The sequence below is a fragment of the Flavobacterium sp. genome (assembly GCF_041392005.1).
Taxonomy (GTDB): Bacteria; Bacteroidota; Bacteroidia; order Flavobacteriales; family Flavobacteriaceae; genus Flavobacterium.
The window spans coordinates 16,618-35,114 of sequence record NZ_JAWKMX010000009.1; the positions used below are offsets into that span (position 1 = coordinate 16,618).

Sequence of the window (18,497 nt, forward strand, 5' to 3'; positions counted from 1 at the left end):
TAGTTTAATATCGTAATTTCTAATCTTTAATCAAACCACAACTTATGTAGTTTTAATCCCGCAGAATTGAATATCGTAATTTTAATCTTTAATCAAACCACACAGGTTTGAATCCTTCAAAATTTTAGTAGCAATATCGTAATTTCTAATCTTTAATCAAACCACAACGACTACGGTCGGTCGCACAAGCACGAAGTGCGACTAATATCGTAATTTCTAATCTTTAATCAAACCACAACGGAAAACGCAAGAAATATGCAGATAGAAGCAATATCGTAATTTCTAATCTTTAATCAAACCACAACATAATAAAAATTATGATTTAACTATCGGTAAATATCGTAATTTCTAATCTTTAATCAAACCACAACGAAATATACCTATGATATTTTTATCTGGTAAATATCGTAATTTCTAATCTTTAATCAAACCACAACTAAACTTGCGTATGAGTTGAAATTCACAACAATATCGTAATTTCTAATCTTTAATCAAACCACAACAGATACCATTTTCAAGAAGTCCAAAGATTTAATATCGTAATTTCTAATCTTTAATCAAACCACAACAAGAAAATCAACAATTATTTTCTTTCCTCGAATATCGTAATTTCTAATCTTTAATCAAACCACAACTTGGAATGAGTTTATAAGTTACTTAGAAGAAATATCGTAATTTCTAATCTTTAATCAAACCACAACAAAAGCAGAAGGCTGTAGTTTTAAAATAAAATATCGTAATTTCTAATCTTTAATCAAACCACAACATATTCTCCATCATCATAGTTTCAGATGAAATATCGTAATTTCTAATCTTTAATCAAACCACAACATGTTTAATTGTTTTTGTTTTTCTAAATTTAATATCGTAATTTCTAATCTTTAATCAAACCACAACTAAAAAATTGGGTAAAATAGCCGATTTATTAATATCGTAATTTCTAATCTTTAATCAAACCACAACACAGAATCACCATTTTGATTGTAACCAGAAAATATCGTAATTTCTAATCTTTAATCAAACCACAACAAGAAAATCAACAATTATTTTCTTTCCTCGAATATCGTAATTTCTAATCTTTAATCAAACCACAACTTGGAATGAGTTTATAAGTTACTTAGAAGAAATATCGTAATTTCTAATCTTTAATCAAACCACAACAAAAGCAGAAGGCTGTAGTTTTAAAATAAAATATCGTAATTTCTAATCTTTAATCAAACCACAACATATTCTCCATCATCATAAGTTTCAGATGAAATATCGTAATTTCTAATCTTTAATCAAACCACAACATGTTTAATTGTTTTTGTTTTTCTAAATTTAATATCGTAATTTCTAATCTTTAATCAAACCACAACTAAAAAATTGGGTAAAATAGCCGATTTATTAATATCGTAATTTCTAATCTTTAATCAAACCACAACACAGAATCACCATTTTGATTGTAACCAGAAAATATCGTAATTTCTAATCTTTAATCAAACCACAACCATGCTGCTATTTTTTTACCCACTACAATTAATATCGTAATTTCTAATCTTTAATCAAACCACAACAAGAAAATCAACAATTATTTTCTTTCCTCGAATATCGTAATTTCTAATCTTTAATCAAACCACAACAAAAAAAATATTCATTAAACTCTATGATGAATATCGTAATTTCTAATCTTTAATCAAACCACAACCTATTTCGGCTACTTCCTTTATTTCGTTATAATATCGTAATTTCTAATCTTTAATCAAACCACAACAGAGTGACTTCGTAGAAACTCCGTTGCGGTTTGAGCTGTTAAAGAATTTGAAATTTTATTTCAATGAACTTATTTTATCAAATTTACAACTTTTCAATTTTTCCTGAAACCGAAATTTTCACTTTAATCGGATTAATATTTGAAAAAGCCTTTAAACTTTGTATTCTTTTTTCTTCCGATTTATTATCTAAAGTTGATGTTTTATGATATCTAAATGAAAAATCAGATGATGACAATTTCTGAACTCTATACAAATGGTCTCTTAATAAATCATAATCTGGTTTTTCCCAATTAATCTCATCTTCATTTAATCCCAATAAAAACATATCGTTTATATGCAAGGTGGTAACCATTTCTTTTCCATCAACTGGTAATTGATATGCTGATTGCCCTGTTCGTTTGCGTTCTACAACCGTCCAAAATGTTACCACTTCTTCTTTTAGGTTTCCTTTGTCATCTTTGTAAATCAAAACGTGATGGTTATTTCTTGGATTTACCCATTGGTTTACATTTTCCTTTAATTTTTCGGCTCCACCAATATTTTCTTTCATTCTTACTTTTAATATTGGAACTGGTGCTCCATTTTTATTTGGTAAAAATATTTGGGGTTGCTTTATTCCGTTTTCGTCTGATATAAAAAATGTATTGGCTGGAATTGCACCTTTTACAAAACCGCCTAGTTCATGAATTTTTTTTCTAATTAGGGCTTTAATGGTTTCGTCTACTACTTTGTCTAATTGTTTTTCAGTAGTTAATGATTCTATTGGTTTTCTAATATGAAAAGCTTCTTCTCCATTAAAAGTTCGTTTACCAAATATGGTTTCTTTATGCAATTGCCCGCGTGCAGCTACGCCTATATTTATGTGCGTTTTGCCGTTTTTTTCACATTTGTGAGTTCTAATAGTAATATCATTGGAAACTTTTTTATGAGAAATTAAAATTTTATCCACCGCAATTTCGGCATCTCGTCTAAACGTTTCCCATGGTAAAGGGAAATCTTTCATTTCGTGAGTTCGATTATAGCGATTCCATCGCGATAATTCTTGCACATAAGACAATTTGGTACAAGCCATAACCAAAGCATCAACTGCATGATGGCGATGATCTTCTCTTGTTTTTTCATTTTCGTCATTCAAAATGTTATTCATACCCCACTTTTGGCGTAAGTTTGATGTAGCTTGTCCAGGTGACACCATAACAATCTTGCAAATTTGTGATAAATAGTTTTTTGCTTCTTTACTAATATATCGTGTATCGTTTAATTGACGTGAAGTAAAATCATCATCGAATTTCTGCTGTATAAATCGCTTAAATTTCTGGTAAGCATTTGGATACTCTTTAGTATCAGAGAACAGTTTCAATGCTCTTTCTTTGATAGCCGACCAATTGGCTTGGTCACTTCCATAAAATTCGTATGGCGTTTTGTCGCCTTTTTTTCTATTCTCATCTGCGTAACAAAGTGTTTTATTTGTAAAGCTATCATTCAAAGAACGACTCCAAGGATGTATATGTTCTATTTGAATTTCGCCTGTAAACAATTTGTGTAATGGAATAGGATTTCCAGTATAAGGACACGTTTTTTTACATTCTTCCCACAATTTATATAATAAAATATTGTCGTGCGTAATGCGTTGTCCTTCCTCTAATAATCTTGCTTTAACTCTGTCATTTTCTTTTTCTAAACGTTTTTGGTCGCGTCTTATTTTGTTGCGTTGCGATTTGGATATTTTTAAGTCGCGTGCCATTTCTACTTTGATTTCATCAATTGTACCAAAATCGTCAATTAACTCATTGACTAATTTACGTAATTCAAACAGCGCCGTAATCACAATTGGATTTTTAATTTTTTGAATTTCTTTATCTGCTTCTTTACCTACAGGTAATTTTTTCAGTAATTCAGTAGCATCAATTGTTGCAGAGTGATGGTATAATTTTTTCATTTGATTATCTGAAACAGCATAATCATTTCTCAAAATGTCTTTAATAATATCGATAAATCCGCCTTTGTTTTTTGAACGCACTATTCCTTCAACATTATCCAACAAATAATTTCTTTTTTCGTCGGATAATTTTTCCCATTCTGACCCGAAAACATTTTTTATTCCACCAAGTACAACCGCAACATCATATGTGAAACCAAGTTTTAAAAAAGGTAAAATATTGGAAATGGCTTTTCTACTTAAACTAGAATAACCGTCTTTAACGTTAAATTTTGAAATTGCTTCGGCTTGTTCTTCTGTGAAATTCCAATTTTTGATAGCGTATTCCTTTAAATTCGATTTACTATCAAAAAAATACAAAATGTGCCAAATATCTTCTTGCTCTTTTTCGGTAAACTCAAACCATTTTTTTCCAAAAAACTTTTTGTTAGACAAATTAGAGATGGTATGCGTGCCTACAATTTTGTCGTCATCTTTGTAATTAAATTTGAACTCGGCACTTTCTTTCCCTATTGCTTTTCTTATTTTTTTAAAATCGGGTTTTTCATTGGCATACAAAAAATCAACGATTTTTTCTTTATCAGCTTGCGAAATTTTCTTTCCATTATATTCTACAGTATTTACCCATTGCCAAACTCTAAATTGTTCAAATGAAATAACACTAATAGGACATTTAGTCTTGGTGGGTTCAAAAGAACAATTTCCTACTAAATGCTTTTGTGAACGCAACGGACGTTGATGAAATAAAATTCCATCGGCTGGGTAACCGTCTAATTTTCGACCGCCTAATAGTGTTTTTAAATCTTCCGATAATTCAGAATGGAACTGAGCTTGTTTGTTCCAAATCATTTCAAATTCATCCACATACATTTTACGAGTAGTATATCGGTTACGAATTCTTTCCAGCCCATTTTGAAAGTGTTCTTTATCTTTTGGATAAATTTCATACAAATACGAACCTAAAGTTTTATCTTGAATACGTTCTTGCGTTTCTGTAATACCAATTTTCCCTTCTTTGGCGTTACCTTTAAAAATTGCACCGTCGTCACTGCTACCTTTTCTACTATTACTTAAAAAACCACGACGTTGTATTAAATGATAGAATATGCGACCAATTTCCTCCAAAGATAATTTTTCAGAAAGTGCTTTATTTCTTAATTCATAAGGATTTAATGCAAACCATTCCACTAATTTTTCAGATGGAAATTGTTTAGTTTTTTTCCAATTTTCAAAATCTGAAGCTTTTAGTGGACACATCTTGTTTTCTGAAAGAGCTTTCAGTAATATTTTTTTTCGTAATCGTCTCCTGAAAAATTGACGTCTTACCCCACGAGCATCTGTTCTGGTAGCGTTTTTAGACATTTCTCTTCCTTCGCCTTCGCCTAAATTTTCTACTCCCATAGGAAATATTCGACTGCCCATTCCTATAATTTTATTTTGAACATCGTCTATCAATGCCCACCCAATACTATTCGTTCCTAAATCTAATCCTAAAATTCTTGCCATAATAGTGTTTGTTAATTAAGTTTTTAAAAATAAAAAAAAGAAAATTAATAACATTACGTAAAACCGTAATCAACGTATTCTGTTTTTTTATTACATTTGTAACAGATTAAAATTGTCTAATCTTTAATCTTATCACAATAAGGCTATATGCCGTAGATGAAAATCTTTAGTCCTGCTTCGGTGGGACTTTTTTTATTACTTTTGTGGTTTATATTTTTACTATGAAACCTGTATCTTTATTTGGTAAACTTTATTTAATTCCCACAACTTTAGGCGAAATGAATCCTGATGATGTTTTGCCACAAACCATAAAAAGAAGTATTGATTTTATCGACTTTTATATTGTAGAAAATGAAAAAACAGCGCGCAGATTCATTAAAAGTATTCAACCCGAAAAAAAACAATCCGAATTACAATTAAGTTTATTAAACAAGTACACCGAGCAAGGCGATTATACTAAAATGATGCAACCGCTTTTTAACGGCGCTAATATAGGTTTAATGAGTGAAGCAGGTTGCCCAGGTGTTGCCGACCCAGGTGCGGTTATTGTAAAAATGGCACACGAAAAAGGAATTCAGGTAGTACCACTTGTGGGTCCAAGTTCTATTTTATTGGCACTTATGGCTAGCGGAATGAATGGGCAAAGTTTTGCCTTTAATGGTTATTTACCAATAGATGCTCACGATAAAAAAAATACTATAAAACAACTCGAAAAATTATCGCAAGAAAAAAATCAATCGCAATTGTTTATAGAAACACCATACAGAAATAATAAATTACTCGATACTTTAGTTGAAACACTACACCCAAATACTAATTTATGCGTAGCTTGCGATATTACGCTTCCTACAGAATTTATTAAAACAAAAAGTATAAAAGAGTGGAAAAAAAACAAGGCCGACTTACATAAGCGACCTTGCATTTTTATTATTCATAAATACTAAACTAACTTAATTTTACTTTAGCGTTTTTATCGGCTTTAATGTGGGAAACATCGTAACCTCCAAATTTTTTAATGTAGCTTCGCAACGAAGTACCAAAGCCATCTTTAAAGCCTCTTCTTCCGTTGCTTTTTAGGTATTTTTTTACAGAGCCAGCACCGCCTAAATGCGCAGCCGCTAAAATGCCCGATTCGGTAATTTCGACACCATTAATTTCGCGACCGCAATATTTTTCAATTTCTTTGCGCAATTCCCATTTGTTTCGTGCAATTAAGGCTTTAAAAGCTTTGTCTTGCCAATCGGCATTGCGTAAAAATTCTTGAAAATCGTAAATACCTACAGTTCGTAAGGTGCTTTTTCCAAACTGGTATTTGCCCATATAACCAAAAGGATTTACCAAATGAATTTTACCTCTCGATTCTTTAAAGGCTATGGCTTCTTTAAAACCTACATAGGTTTTACCCATAAACGGAACAACAATTTGTTCGGCGTTCAAATCGTTGGTTACATCTGTAACAGCTACGTTGTAAACTAAATTTTCATTTTCATTAACATGAAAACCTTCTAATTTATTAATTTCGGCTGTTCCAAAACCAGACGAAACTAGTAGTACAAGGACGGTTAATCCTAAAAAATACAACCCTTTTTTTATCATAAATTTTTATTTCTCAGTGTCTGTCACCCTTCTGAAATTTTCGCCTGCAAAGATACAAAATATTTTATAATATTGATTTACAGTGTGTTAAATTTTTCTAAAAGTAGAGTATGTAGGCTTTAAACCCTTTGAAATCATTTGTTTGAAGTGCGGGCGCAGGAATTTTTACAGTAGAAAATAGCGAAAAAATAGTACTTAAAAAATGCGATTTGGTTTCTATTTTCGTTAAATCGAGATCTAAACTTAAATAAAATTGACGCCTTGGATTTTGATAAAAACCGTTTTCTAGAGCTTCCGAATTTGTACCAAAGAGCATTCCGTTTCCGCCATAACCAATAGCTAGGTTTAACCATTTTGGAAGTTTACTTTTTTTTGCAAATGAATGTAAATTAAACGAAAGCCAGTAGGTTTGTCCGTTGTAATCTTTTACGAGTTGCTCGCTGAATGAATTTCCTAATTTATCTGGATTTTGAACGGCATATTTTGTGGTATGAAATGAAAATTTAGTTGTTACTCGCTGTTCGTTCCATAGTAACTCTTGTGATACATATAAACCTGTACCCGAAACATTTGCTATCATGTCTGTCCAAGAAAAACCCCATTCGGACGAAAAACCATCAAATATTTCTATTGTGGTTAAAAAACCGAAACCTAATGTGGAGCCGTAAATTAATTGCTGTTTTTGTGTTGTGCCACTCCACGCTAAGGATTCGGCACCTAATCGTGTTAAATGGTAAGTGCTGTAAAAATGTCCTATTTTATCGAGTTGCAACCATTCGTCGCTATCGTTAATAGTGTGAAAAGAGGTTTGCTCAAAATCGTTATACCATAATTGATTTAATCCAATTAATGTTGTGCCTAATAAAGCACTTTCTGTAAGTAGTACTGCTTTTTTTCGGTTTTTATTTAACGTGTCGCTTGGTGTTAGAAATGTATTTATTTTTGATTGTGAAAAACTGAAACAGCTAGCCAGTAAGAAAATGAAAGCCCAACTAACCCTGATTGAGGCGATAGCTTTCGCAAAAAAAAGTATTTTTTTTTGCGGCACTAAAGACGAAAGCAGGAATAAGGCTTGCTGATATAGACTGTAATTTCGTTTCAAAAACAATTAACGATTTATTCCGAGTTTGTTTACCCAGTTTGCATATTTTCGGGCATTAACTAAATGTTGGTTATAATTTGATGCAAAAGCGTGATAACCAGGTTTATCTGGTGTGGCACAAAAATAGAGATAATCGTGTTTTTCGGCATTTAAAACAGCATCGATAGATGAGATGTCGGGCATGGCTATTGGTCCTGGTGGTAAGCCAGCATTTAAATACGTGTTGTAAGGCGAATTAATTGTTAAATCGGCTTTTAAAACGCGTTTTATTACTTGGTTAAAATTTCCCGATTCACGTTTAATAGCATAAATAATAGTTGGGTCGGCTTGTAGTGGCATTCCTGTTTCCATACGGTTAAGATAAACGCCAGCCACGCGAGGACGTTCGCTAACTTTTGCGGTTTCTTTTTGTACAATTGATGCTAAAATGGAAATTTCTTGTGGTGTTAAATTTAAGTTTTTTGCTTTTTGTAAACGTGCGTCTGTCCAAAATTTTCGATGTTCTTTGGCTAATTTTTGAGCAATTTTTTCGGCCGATGTATTCCAAAAAAATTCATACGAATTAGGAATAAATAAACTTAAATTGTTTTCGGTGTCTAAATTATTATCGGCTAATAATTCTGGATTTGAAAAAGCGTTGTATAAGGCTAAACTATCGGGTTCTAGTTGATTGGCAATTCTACCGGCTAGTTGTGCTACTGTTTCTTGGTTGTTAAACGATACTCTAACAGGTAAGTTTTGTCGTAAAGCTTGTACTAATGAGTAGCTGTGCATATCTTTTTTAAATAAAAAGCGTCCCGATTTTACATTGGTTGTATATTGTCTTTGTTTGGCTACAAATTCAAATTTGTCCATATCTTTTACAAACGGACTAATTTCTTCTTTTACTTGTTCGAAAGAAGCGTTAGTAGGAATATATACATATACTTCGTTTTGTACAAAAGTTGTGTTAGGGCTAAAAGCTTTGTTGTAAATAGTGTACGTAATAATTGCGGCGATAACTACGCCTACAACAGCCGCTATTGTTAAGATTTTTTTAATGTTCAATGTTTAGTGTTTTGGGTTAATTAATTGCAATAAAATTTCGTCTTTGTAAACGTTATTTATTTTATTCCATTGTTTTTTGGTTCCAATTTCTTGGAAACCAAATTTAGTAAAAAGTTGTAAACTAATTTGGTTGTCGGTACTAATATTTGCGTATAGTTGATGTAGTTGTAATGATGAAAATGAATATTCAATTAATAAGTGAAGTGCTTCTGAACCTATTCCGTTTCCTCTATTTTGAAATTGATGAATTAAAATGCCAATTCCTGCACGGTTATGTTGTGGGTCGAAATCGAATAAATCGATTAAACCAATTACGTTATGTGAATTGTTTAAACAGATTGCTAATCGCAATTGTTTGGCTTCATATATGTCTTGATGTGCATTTTCTAAATATTGCCGAATTAAGTAGCGACTATAAGGCGTTTGTGTATGGCTAACCTCCCAAACCGATTCGTCGTTTTCAATAGCATAGATAAACTCTAAATCTTCGGGTTCGAGTGCACGTAAATAGATATTTTTTCCTTTTAAAGTCATTTGTAAATTATTTTTGCCAAAATACATCAGTTACATAAAAAACAGTATCAATAAAATACAATGTATTATTTTTGGTTAATACATTTTCGTCATGTAAATCTTCTAAAATTATTCCTAACTCACTGTTATAATAGTCGTTATTTCGAGTATTTATAAAACCATTTTGGGTTAAAAATTCTTTTACCAAGTTCAAATTGGTTTTATTCGTAATTGAAACAAACGCTTGTTTAACAACTGCATATAAAATAGTATCATTTTTTGTAAAACCAATCAACTCATAAGCAGTATCAGCAAAAAAATAATTATGAAGTAATAAATTGTGAAAATAATCTACCCAAGAAGTATAATAAATTGAATCGTTTAACTTTAAAACATGCTCAGAATCTACTAAATATACTTTTTGTTCGGCTCCTTCACTTACATATTGAGAAAAATCAATAGTATTTAACCATAAATTATTTTTAGAAATATAAAGCTCTAATTTCTCTTTTTCTTCTTCTTTGAAGTGCTTTGTTCCTTTAACCACTTGGCTTGCTCGCGTGCAGTTTTCAAGGTAACTGGCAATTGTTTGGATAGTTGTTCCAAACCTAACTTTGTACGTTCCTGAAAAGACATTGTGTAGCTCATCTTTTATAGTCATTTAAAAACAAATATACGTATTCTATTTAAAATTTTCCTTCAACTAGCTTTCTTAAAAAAACTACTTCTTCTTTTAAATGTTGATTTTCGGTTTCTAAGGTTGTTAGCAGTTTACTTTACCTTTAAAAACAAATTGTGCAGGTCCAATTAGAAAAATATCTGAAAATTTTCCATTGTTTTCGTTAAAACTAACTGCTAATTTTCCGCCCTCAACATTTAAATTTACCTTGTGTGAATCTGTTTTATGATTGGCATACATTGCTAAAGCAACAGCTGTAACTCCTGTTCCGCAAGATAATGTTTCGTCTTCAACACCACGTTCATACGTTCGTACCGAAAAAGTATCTCCATCAACTTGATTTACAAAATTGATATTACTTCCAGCTTTTCCATACAAATCAGAATAACGAATTTTAGCACCTTCTTCTTTTACATTTACATTTTTTACATCTTCTACAAATTCTATGTGATGCGGCGAACCTGTATTTAAAAAGGTATAATTATTTTCAACTTTAACATCATCAACATTTATCATTTGTAAAGAAACAATATTTTCGGTATCTATTGTTGCGTAGTGATAACCATCTACGGCTTCAAATTCGGCTTTAGATGTTATTATACCCAATTGTTTTGCAAACGCTACTAAACACCGTCCACCGTTACCACACATACTACTTTCATTACCATCGGCATTATAATAAACCATCTTAAAATCATATGAGTGATGATTTTCTAACAAAATTAATCCATCAGCTCCAATTCCAAAACGACGGTCGCATAAATGCTTAATTAATGTATTGTCATTTTTAGGAAAAATATTTTTTCGATTATCTATCATTACAAAATCGTTTCCTGTGCCTTGGTACTTATAAAAAGATAATTCCATAGAAAAATAATTATTTGGTTATTTCTTCAACTTTTTTGTTGTCTATAAATTTTATCTTTTTATTAAGTTCGTCTATTTCGCTTTGTGTTTTATCTATTTTACGTTGAATTTTTTCTATTTTTTTGTTGCTTTTGGCTAATTTTCTATTGTTTTTTTCGGCTTTGTTTAATGCTTTTCGTGTCGCTTTAGCTTCGCTTGCAATAGTTTCAGGCTCTGTATCTGTGGAAAAACTATAAGTTTTTTGGTCTACTTTGCTATTAAGGTTTTTTACGTCTTTTTTTAACGCTTCATTTTCGATTTTTTCTTTTTCATAATCAATTTTTAAACTGTTTAGTTCTTGATATAAATCCAAAACCTCTTCTTTAGCTTTTAGCTTAGCTATTTCAGGTGATTTAGTACCACAAGAAAAAAGAAGTGTTAATAAAAATACAATTGGTATTAATTTGTAAGTCATATCTTGTTTATTGAGTTTTTATTGCTACAAATTTAAAGAAAAGTATTGTATATATGTAAGACAAGATGGATTACTTATAAGAGTTAACCTTAAAAAAAAGTTAAACATTGTTAATCGTGCGTTAAACTGATTTTTTGTTAAAATTTTGTCATTAATTTTACAATAGAATTTAAAAGCTACACAGATTATGAAAAGATTAGGAAATTTACTTTTAGTATCGCTTTTTAGTGGTGCTGTTACATTAGGGGCTTATAAATTGTTTTTTGAACCTAAATTACACCAAACAAACGGAGTTGCTACTTTAGCTACACCAAACTATACTAAAAATGTTGCACTAGGCACAGAAACTACTACCGATTTTACGTTGGCGGCAGATAAAGCTGTACATAGCGTAGTGCACGTAAAAAATGTTTCTACACGACGAGTTTACAACCCTATTATGGAATTTTTCTATGGTTCTCGAGGCGGTGTACAGCAACAAGAGCAAGTAGGCACAGGTTCTGGTGTTATAATTTCAGAAGATGGTTATATTGTTACCAATAATCATGTAATTGATGGCGCAAACGAATTGGAAGTAACGCTTAATAATAATAAGAGTTATAAAGCTAAGTTAATAGGTACCGATTCTAAAATGGATATTGCATTGTTGAAAATTGAAGCAAACGACAAATTACCTTATATAGTTTTTGGCGATTCGGAAGCAATTAATGTTGGCGAATGGGTTTTAGCAGTTGGTAATCCCTATAATTTAAATTCTACTGTTACGGCAGGAATAATTTCGGCAAAAGCTCGCGATTTAAGTAACGAAGGTTTGCAATCGTTTATACAAACCGATGCGGCAGTAAATCCTGGCAATAGCGGTGGCGCTTTAGTTAATACGCGTGGCGAATTGATAGGAATTAACACTATGATTTCTTCGCCAACAGGTAGCTATGCAGGTTATTCTTTTGCAGTTCCGTCAAATATTACACGCAAAATTATTGAAGATTTAATGCAATACGGCAACGTACAGCGAGGTGTTTTAGGTGTTCAAGGTCAAGAATTAAATAGTGCTGTTGCCGATAAAATAGGTATTTCAAACACTCAAGGGTTTTATGTTAACGATGTAACACCAAAATCGGGTGCAGAAAAAGCAGGTATAAAATCGGGCGACATTATTGTAAAACTCGATAATCATAATGTTAATAGTTTTTCGCAGCTTTCGGCTTACATTAACACCAAACGACCAGATGATGTAGTAAATGTTACTGTTATACGAAACGAAGAAGAAAAAAATATTCCCGTAAAATTATCAAAACGAGAATTGCTCTCTTACGAAGTAAATGGTTTTGAATTTGAAGATTTATCTACCGCCGAAAAGAAAGAAATTGGTATAAACAGCGGTGTAAAAATTAAATCGATAACAAATGACGATTATGCGCAATATGCCGATGATTTAACAGGAAGTGTTGTACTTGCGGTTGATGGTAAAAAAATAAATAGCTCAGATGCTTTAGTTAAATACTTAAAAGAAAAAGGTTCAAACAGCAGATCGCAATACGAATTATTATTACCAAGTGGACAACGAATGCGGGCTATTTTTTAACAAAATAAAAACAAAGTAAAAATCTGCACTTTTAATGTGCAGATTTTTTTTAGGCAAAAAAGTTTACGAAAACGTTTGAAATCAGTATTTTTGCCAAAAATTATAAACAACACTTTATTTTTATTTTATGAGTACTTCTTCTTTATACGAAAAAGAGCTTGCTTTTCAAGCCGATAGACGAAAGGCGTGTGTAGAGTTCATTAAAATTATTAGCGATTTATGGTACGATAAATCTATTGAATTGGTCTTATTTCGAAATCAGTTAATCGATAGAAATGTAAGCGATATTATAAATTTACACGAATATGCTGGCGAATTTGTTCAAAAACCCATTAATATTTTCGACTCGGTTGAAATTGCACAAGCTATTCAAAGTTTAGATTTGCCACCATCGAAAATTGATATTGGAAAACTAACTTACGAATACCATTTAGAAGACGATAAATATAACGATGCTAAAGCTTTTGTTATCGATAAACTAAGAGATGCAAAAGATTATTCTGAAATTAAACCAAAAGATGTTGTACTTTATGGTTTTGGTCGTATCGGTCGTTTATTAGCGCGCGAAATGATGAGTAAAATGGGTAAGGGGCAACAATTACGCTTACGTGCTATTGTAACTCGCGATAAAAATGATGCGGTTTTATTAGAAAAAAGAGCTTCATTGTTAAGACACGATTCGGTTCATGGCGATTTTCAAGGTTCTGTTCAAGCCGATGTAGAAAATAATGCGTTACTAATAAATGGCACAACAGTTCATATTATTACAGCAAATTCGCCAGAAGAAATAGATTATACACAATACGGAATTGAAGACGCTTTAGTAATTGATAACACAGGTGCCTTTACTACAGAAGAAGCGTTAAAACGTCATTTAACCTCTAAAGGTGTCGATAAAGTTTTACTTACCGCGCCAGGAAAGGGTGTACCTAATATAGTATATGGTGTAAACCACAACGAGTATAACCCTGATGAGGTTACAATTTTTTCGGCAGCATCGTGTACAACTAATGCTATTACGCCAATTTTAGCCGTAATGGAAGAAACTTATGGTGTAGAAAAAGGACATTTAGAAACTATACACGCTTATACAAACGACCAAAATTTGGTTGACAATATGCACAAAAAATACCGTAGAGGTAGAGCTGCCGGCTTAAATATGGTAATTACCGAAACAGGCGCAGGTAGCGCAGTTGCCAAAGCATTGCCTAGTTTAACAGGAAAATTAACGTCAAATGCTATTCGTGTTCCTGTTCCAAATGGTTCGCTAGTAGTGTTAAATTTAGAAGTAAACCAACCTACTTCTAAAGAAGCATTAAACAATACCATGCGCAAATATGCTCTTGAAGGGAATTTAGTTGAGCAAATTAAATATTCGTTAAACAACGAGCTAGTATCGTCAGATATTGTAGGAAGTTCGGCTCCATCTATTTTTGATAGTAATGCTACAATTGTTTCTGCCGATGGTAAAAACGTTGTGCTATATGTTTGGTACGATAACGAATATGGTTATAGCCACCAAGTTATTCGATTGGCAAAATACATTTCTAAAGTACGACGTTATACGTATTATTAATAGGTTAATTTATTATTATTTAAAAAAAAATCCGAGCACTGCTCGGATTTTTTTAATTATTTACTACTTCAATTTCAAATATAATATTGCTATTTGGCGGAATTACATTGCCAGCTCCTTTTTCGCCATAAGCTAAATCGGCAGGGATAAATAAAATAGCTTTGTCGCCAATGTTTAATAAACTTAAACCTTCATCGAAACCTTTAATAAATCGTCCGCCGCCTATAGTGGCTTGCATTGGGCTGTAGCCGTTTGCAACAGCACGTCTTTCGTCAAATTTTCCGAATTGCTTGGCAACTTCTTCTACACAAGAATCGAATAATTGTCCGTTTTCTAAAAATCCAGAATAATTAACTTTTACATTGCTACCAGCAGCAGGTTTTTCGCCAGTTCCTTTTTCCGTTATTACATATTGTAAACCAGAAGCAGTAGTTATAGCTTTTGCTTTTTGCTCTTCTAATTCTTCTTTTTTGCTAGCACAAATAGGTGCAAATTTTGCTTCTAATTCTTTTTGTTTTTGTAGAGCTATTGCTTGCTGTTCTTTTGCTAGTTCTTGTCGTTTAGTTCTTATTTCATTGTCGCGAGCTTCTTTATTTGCCATATAATCTGAAAAGATTTCTGCAGCATCAAATTTTTTAGCTTCTTTTCCGTTTCTAATAATGGTAATAGTTTCTATTATATCATTTTGAACAATTGTATTAACCACATCTTGTCCGCTTACTACTTTGCCAAAAACAGTATGTTTGCCATCTAACCAAGGTGTATCTTTGTGGGTAATAAAGAATTGTGAGCCATTTGTACCAGGCCCAGCATTTGCCATAGATAGTATTCCTGCGCTATCGTGTTTTAAATCGGTAATTTCATCGGTAAATTTATAACCAGGTCCACTTGTTCCTGTTCCTGTAGGATCGCCACCTTGAATCATAAAATTAGGAATTACACGGTGAAATTTTAATCCGTTATAATAAGGTTTTCCTTTAAATTTATCTTCTACAGCGGTGTTTGTACCTTCGGCTAAACTTACAAAGTTAGCTACGGTTATGGGCGTTTTTTGGTATTCTAATTTTAGAACAATATCGCCTTTATTAGTTTTAACAGCAGCAAACAATCCGTCTTCTTTTGGAGTTTGTGCAAATACTAAAGAGCAAGTAATACTTAAAATTATTATTAACGATTTCATTTTTACTATTATTTTAATGGTTTTTCTAACATTTCAATTTCAAAAATAAGGTTGGTGTTTGGCGGAATTATATCGCCAGCGCCTTGTTCGCCATACGCTAATTTTGCAGGAATAAACACTTGTACTTTATCGTTATACGACATTAAGTTTATAGTGTTTATAAATCCTTGAATTAAGCCTCTGTCGTTGCCATAAGGAAAAGGGAAAGGTGCATAGCCATTCATAGCATCGCGCTGTGCATCGTACATATAAAATTGTTCGGCAATATTTTTATAATTGGTATCAAATAATTCGCCGCTTTCGAAATAACCTGCATAATTTATGAATACCTGTGTGCCTTTTTTAGGCTTGTTGCCTTCGCCTTTTTTAAGGAATTCGTAAATAATACCCGACTTATCGGTAGTTCCATTCATTTTTAATTTTTCAAATTGGATTCTTTTTTTAATCCCAATTTTTCGCGCTTTTTCTTTATTTTCGCTTTGAATTTTTGCTTCTTTGTTGTAGTATTCTTTAAATATTTTTACAGCATCAAACTTCTTAGCTTCGGCGCCAATTCTAATAATTTCAATTTTATTAATTACATCATTTTGAAGAATAGAATCGGCAACTGTTTGTCCGTCTATTACGTTACCAAATACAGTATGTTTGCCATCTAACCAAGGGGTTTCTACTAATGTAATAAAGAACTGCGAGCCATTTGTTGCTGGTCCGGCATTTGCCATAGAGAGTATGCCAGGTTTATTATGTTTAAGGTCGGCAAAAATTTCGTCTTTAAATTTGTAGCCAGGGCCACCTTCGCCACTACCTAATGGGTCGCCACCTTGAATCATAAAATCTTGTTCATCGCCATTATTTTTAGAAATAACACGATGAAAGGTTAAACCATCATAGAATGGTTTGTCTTTAAATTTTTCGTCAACAAAAGGGTTTTTACCTTCTGCCAGCGATACGAAGTTAGCGACTGTTACAGGTGTTTTTTTAAATTCGAGTTGTACTATAATATCGCCTTTTGAAGTTTCAATATTGGCATATAATCCGTCTTTTAAATCTTTATATTTGTTGTTACAAGAAGTTAAAAAACTTATTGAAAATAACATAATAACAGTAAGTTTAGAAAATAATTTCATATTTATTTTATTTTTTAGCGTTTAAATCGGGTTTTATATCGTGTAAGGTTACAGTATATATAAGCGGTTGGTTAGCACCAATTTTTTTGTCGTCGCCACGATAGCCATAAACCAAGTGCGATGGAAATAAAAATGTTACCGTTTCTCCTTTTCGCATTAATTTTATAGCATTGCGCAGTCCTATAACGATATCTTCTTTATCTACATAATATTCTTGCGGTTTAAGTTCTTCTTTGGTATAAATTATAGTATTTTGTAAGTCTTTTATTTCATAATCGAAATAAGCAATATCGCCTCTAATAGGAGTAGCCAATGTGCTATCAACTTTATTTTCGTATTTGTACCAATAGCCTCTTGTAGATGAAAAATATTCGTGTAAACTATCTTTTTTAATAATATCGTTAATTTGAGTTTCTTCGTTTGCAATTAGCTTTTTATTTCTCTCTATAGATTCTTTCATAAATTTATTTTGCGTGTATGAAACAGGTTTTCGAGCTTGTTGTTTGGTACAGCCAATTGTTAAAAGAAGTATCAAAATTGTGGTTAAAATTTTTTTCATCATTTTTGTTTTTCGCTTGCTAAAATAGCAATAAATTGATTTACAGTTTCGCTTAATGATGAAAATGATTTTCCACCTGCTGCGTTTATATGACCACCACCATTGAAATAGTTTCGTGCAAACTGATTTACATCGAAATTGCCTTGCGAACGGAACGATATTTTAATAAATTCGTCATCGTTAGTTTCAATAAAAATAGCGGTAACGGTAATGCCTTTTATAGTTAAACCATAATTTACTATGCCTTCGGTGTCGCCTTTTTCATAATTAAATTCGGCTAAATCGGCTTTGCTTAAAGTTATATACGAGGCATTATATTCGGGTAATATTTTTAAATTTTGTAGTGCACGTCCTAATAACTGTAAGCGATTATAACTTGAATTGTCGTATAATAAATTGTAAACTTCGGTATTGTTAACGCCACATTCTAATAACGTTGCTACGCAACGATGGGTTTGAGGAGTCGTTTTTGGAAAACGAAACCCACCAGAATCGGTTAAAATACCAGTATAAATGCACGTGGCAATGTCTTTGTTTAATAAGTTTTCATAACCTAACGCTACTATAAAATCGTAAACCATTTGGCAGGTTGAACCGTAACTCGTATCGGAAAAAGTATATTTTGCATAGCTATCGGGTAGTTCATGATGATCGATTAAAATCATAGGAAGCGATAAAGTTTCTAGGAACATGCACATTGCATTTCCAGTTCGATGCAGTGCATTAAAATCGAGTGTAAAAATAAAATCAGAATTTTTAGCAATTTTTTGAGCTGTTGTTGCGTTTTCTTCGTATATAATTACTTTTTCGCTATTAGGAAGCCAAGCTAAAAAACTGGGGAAGGCATTAGGCGAAATATAAGTTACATTATGATTTAGTTGTTTTAACAAATGCAATAAACCTAATGATGAACCCATTGCATCGCCATCTGGATTTCGGTGCGATACAATAGTAATGTTTTTTGGTGTGCTTAAACTATTTTTTATTTCGGCAATTTCGGTAGTAGTAAACAT

15 protein-coding genes and 1 CRISPR repeat array (1 of these 16 running past the window's edge) are annotated in these 18,497 nt (G+C 32.0%); of the genes, 3 read left to right on the forward strand and 12 right to left on the reverse strand.

What is annotated here, in order from left to right; genetic code table 11:
• A CRISPR array of direct repeats spans window positions 1–1,753; the repeat unit is 36 nt; unit sequence AATATCGTAATTTCTAATCTTTAATCAAACCACAAC (it extends 2,593 nt beyond the left edge of the window).
• 83 nt (window positions 1,754–1,836) lie between these two features.
• Entirely contained in the window at window positions 1,837–5,199 is a 3,363-nt protein-coding gene (gene cas9 / locus R2808_RS06155) for a type II CRISPR RNA-guided endonuclease Cas9 (protein WP_371270085.1), read from the reverse strand.
• A gap of 221 nt (window positions 5,200–5,420) precedes the next feature.
• Between cas9 and R2808_RS06160 the strand changes: the two genes are divergently transcribed.
• Window positions 5,421–6,143 (forward strand): SAM-dependent methyltransferase, encoded by a 723-nt coding sequence (locus tag R2808_RS06160; RefSeq protein ID WP_371270086.1) that lies wholly within the window; start codon window positions 5,421–5,423, stop codon window positions 6,141–6,143.
• A 1-nt stretch (window position 6,144) separates the two neighbouring features.
• Here the strand turns inward: R2808_RS06160 and R2808_RS06165 are convergent, their stop codons facing one another.
• The 7 genes from R2808_RS06165 to R2808_RS06195 all read right to left on the reverse strand — a co-directional run bounded on the left by R2808_RS06165 (window position 6,145) and on the right by R2808_RS06195 (window position 11,457).
• Window positions 6,145–6,795, reverse strand: a complete 651-nt coding sequence (locus R2808_RS06165) for a peptidoglycan-binding protein LysM (protein WP_371270087.1) — start codon at window positions 6,793–6,795, stop codon at window positions 6,145–6,147.
• 97 nt (window positions 6,796–6,892) lie between these two features.
• Entirely contained in the window at window positions 6,893–7,897 is a 1,005-nt protein-coding gene (locus R2808_RS06170) for a DUF2279 domain-containing protein (protein ID WP_371270088.1), read from the reverse strand.
• Window positions 7,898–7,903: 6 nt separating this feature from the next.
• Window positions 7,904–8,944, reverse strand: coding sequence for an endolytic transglycosylase MltG (gene mltG, locus R2808_RS06175; RefSeq protein ID WP_371270089.1), 1,041 nt, complete (start codon window positions 8,942–8,944; stop codon window positions 7,904–7,906).
• A 3-nt stretch (window positions 8,945–8,947) separates the two neighbouring features.
• Window positions 8,948–9,478, reverse strand: coding sequence for a GNAT family N-acetyltransferase (locus tag R2808_RS06180; protein ID WP_371270090.1), 531 nt, complete (start codon window positions 9,476–9,478; stop codon window positions 8,948–8,950).
• 7 nt (window positions 9,479–9,485) lie between these two features.
• A complete protein-coding gene (locus R2808_RS06185; RefSeq protein WP_371270091.1) occupies window positions 9,486–10,118 on the reverse strand; it encodes a hypothetical protein in 633 nt (210 codons plus the stop codon).
• Window positions 10,119–10,220: 102 nt separating this feature from the next.
• A complete protein-coding gene (gene dapF / locus R2808_RS06190) occupies window positions 10,221–11,003 on the reverse strand; it encodes a diaminopimelate epimerase (protein WP_371270092.1) in 783 nt (260 codons plus the stop codon).
• A gap of 10 nt (window positions 11,004–11,013) precedes the next feature.
• Complete coding sequence (locus tag R2808_RS06195) at window positions 11,014–11,457, reverse strand: SlyB protein (protein WP_371270093.1); 444 nt, start codon at window positions 11,455–11,457, stop codon at window positions 11,014–11,016.
• 187 nt (window positions 11,458–11,644) lie between these two features.
• Between R2808_RS06195 and R2808_RS06200 the strand changes: the two genes are divergently transcribed.
• Window positions 11,645–13,042 carry a Do family serine endopeptidase gene (locus R2808_RS06200; protein ID WP_371270094.1) on the forward strand — a complete coding sequence of 466 codons (1,398 nt, stop codon included), beginning with the start codon at window positions 11,645–11,647 and terminating at the stop codon, window positions 13,040–13,042.
• A gap of 127 nt (window positions 13,043–13,169) precedes the next feature.
• The gene (locus R2808_RS06205; protein WP_371270095.1) at window positions 13,170–14,618 is read left to right on the forward strand and encodes a glyceraldehyde-3-phosphate dehydrogenase; all 1,449 of its coding nucleotides are present in this window, start codon (window positions 13,170–13,172) and stop codon (window positions 14,616–14,618) included.
• 52 nt (window positions 14,619–14,670) lie between these two features.
• On the opposite strand, the gene R2808_RS06210 is transcribed toward R2808_RS06205, so the two are convergent.
• Genes R2808_RS06210 through R2808_RS06225 form a run of 4 tightly spaced genes read right to left on the reverse strand, consistent with a single transcriptional unit; the run spans window position 14,671 to window position 18,497 of the window.
• Window positions 14,671–15,798: a peptidylprolyl isomerase gene (locus tag R2808_RS06210; protein ID WP_371270096.1), complete on the reverse strand. Its 1,128-nt coding sequence runs from the start codon at window positions 15,796–15,798 to the stop codon at window positions 14,671–14,673.
• Window positions 15,799–15,806: 8 nt separating this feature from the next.
• Entirely contained in the window at window positions 15,807–16,925 is a 1,119-nt protein-coding gene (locus R2808_RS06215; RefSeq protein WP_371270097.1) for a peptidylprolyl isomerase, read from the reverse strand.
• 7 nt (window positions 16,926–16,932) lie between these two features.
• A complete protein-coding gene (gene gldI, locus R2808_RS06220; protein ID WP_371270098.1) occupies window positions 16,933–17,487 on the reverse strand; it encodes a gliding motility-associated peptidyl-prolyl isomerase GldI in 555 nt (184 codons plus the stop codon).
• On the reverse strand, window positions 17,484–18,497 hold the full coding sequence (locus R2808_RS06225) for a bifunctional oligoribonuclease/PAP phosphatase NrnA (RefSeq protein WP_371270099.1): 1,014 nt from the start codon (window positions 18,495–18,497) through the stop codon (window positions 17,484–17,486). The genes gldI and R2808_RS06225 overlap by 4 nt, the downstream gene beginning before the upstream one ends.

Bases quoted from the DNA above. Each gene is read 5' to 3' on its own strand.
- R2808_RS06200 (WP_371270094.1), top strand. From the start codon at position 11,645: ATGAAAAGATTAGGAAATTTACTTTTAGTATCGCTTTTTAGTGGTGCT.
- R2808_RS06205 (WP_371270095.1), top strand. From the start codon at position 13,170: ATGAGTACTTCTTCTTTATACGAAAAAGAGCTTGCTTTTCAAGCCGAT.
- R2808_RS06215 (WP_371270097.1), bottom strand. From the start codon at position 16,925: ATGAAATTATTTTCTAAACTTACTGTTATTATGTTATTTTCAATAAGT.
- cas9 (WP_371270085.1), bottom strand. From the start codon at position 5,199: ATGGCAAGAATTTTAGGATTAGATTTAGGAACGAATAGTATTGGGTGG.
- R2808_RS06160 (WP_371270086.1), top strand. From the start codon at position 5,421: ATGAAACCTGTATCTTTATTTGGTAAACTTTATTTAATTCCCACAACT.
- dapF (WP_371270092.1), bottom strand. From the start codon at position 11,003: ATGGAATTATCTTTTTATAAGTACCAAGGCACAGGAAACGATTTTGTA.
- gldI (WP_371270098.1), bottom strand. From the start codon at position 17,487: ATGATGAAAAAAATTTTAACCACAATTTTGATACTTCTTTTAACAATT.
- R2808_RS06180 (WP_371270090.1), bottom strand. From the start codon at position 9,478: ATGACTTTAAAAGGAAAAAATATCTATTTACGTGCACTCGAACCCGAA.
- R2808_RS06165 (WP_371270087.1), bottom strand. From the start codon at position 6,795: ATGATAAAAAAAGGGTTGTATTTTTTAGGATTAACCGTCCTTGTACTA.
- R2808_RS06185 (WP_371270091.1), bottom strand. From the start codon at position 10,118: ATGACTATAAAAGATGAGCTACACAATGTCTTTTCAGGAACGTACAAA.
- R2808_RS06225 (WP_371270099.1), bottom strand. From the start codon at position 18,497: ATGTTTACTACTACCGAAATTGCCGAAATAAAAAATAGTTTAAGCACA.
- R2808_RS06195 (WP_371270093.1), bottom strand. From the start codon at position 11,457: ATGACTTACAAATTAATACCAATTGTATTTTTATTAACACTTCTTTTT.
- R2808_RS06210 (WP_371270096.1), bottom strand. From the start codon at position 15,798: ATGAAATCGTTAATAATAATTTTAAGTATTACTTGCTCTTTAGTATTT.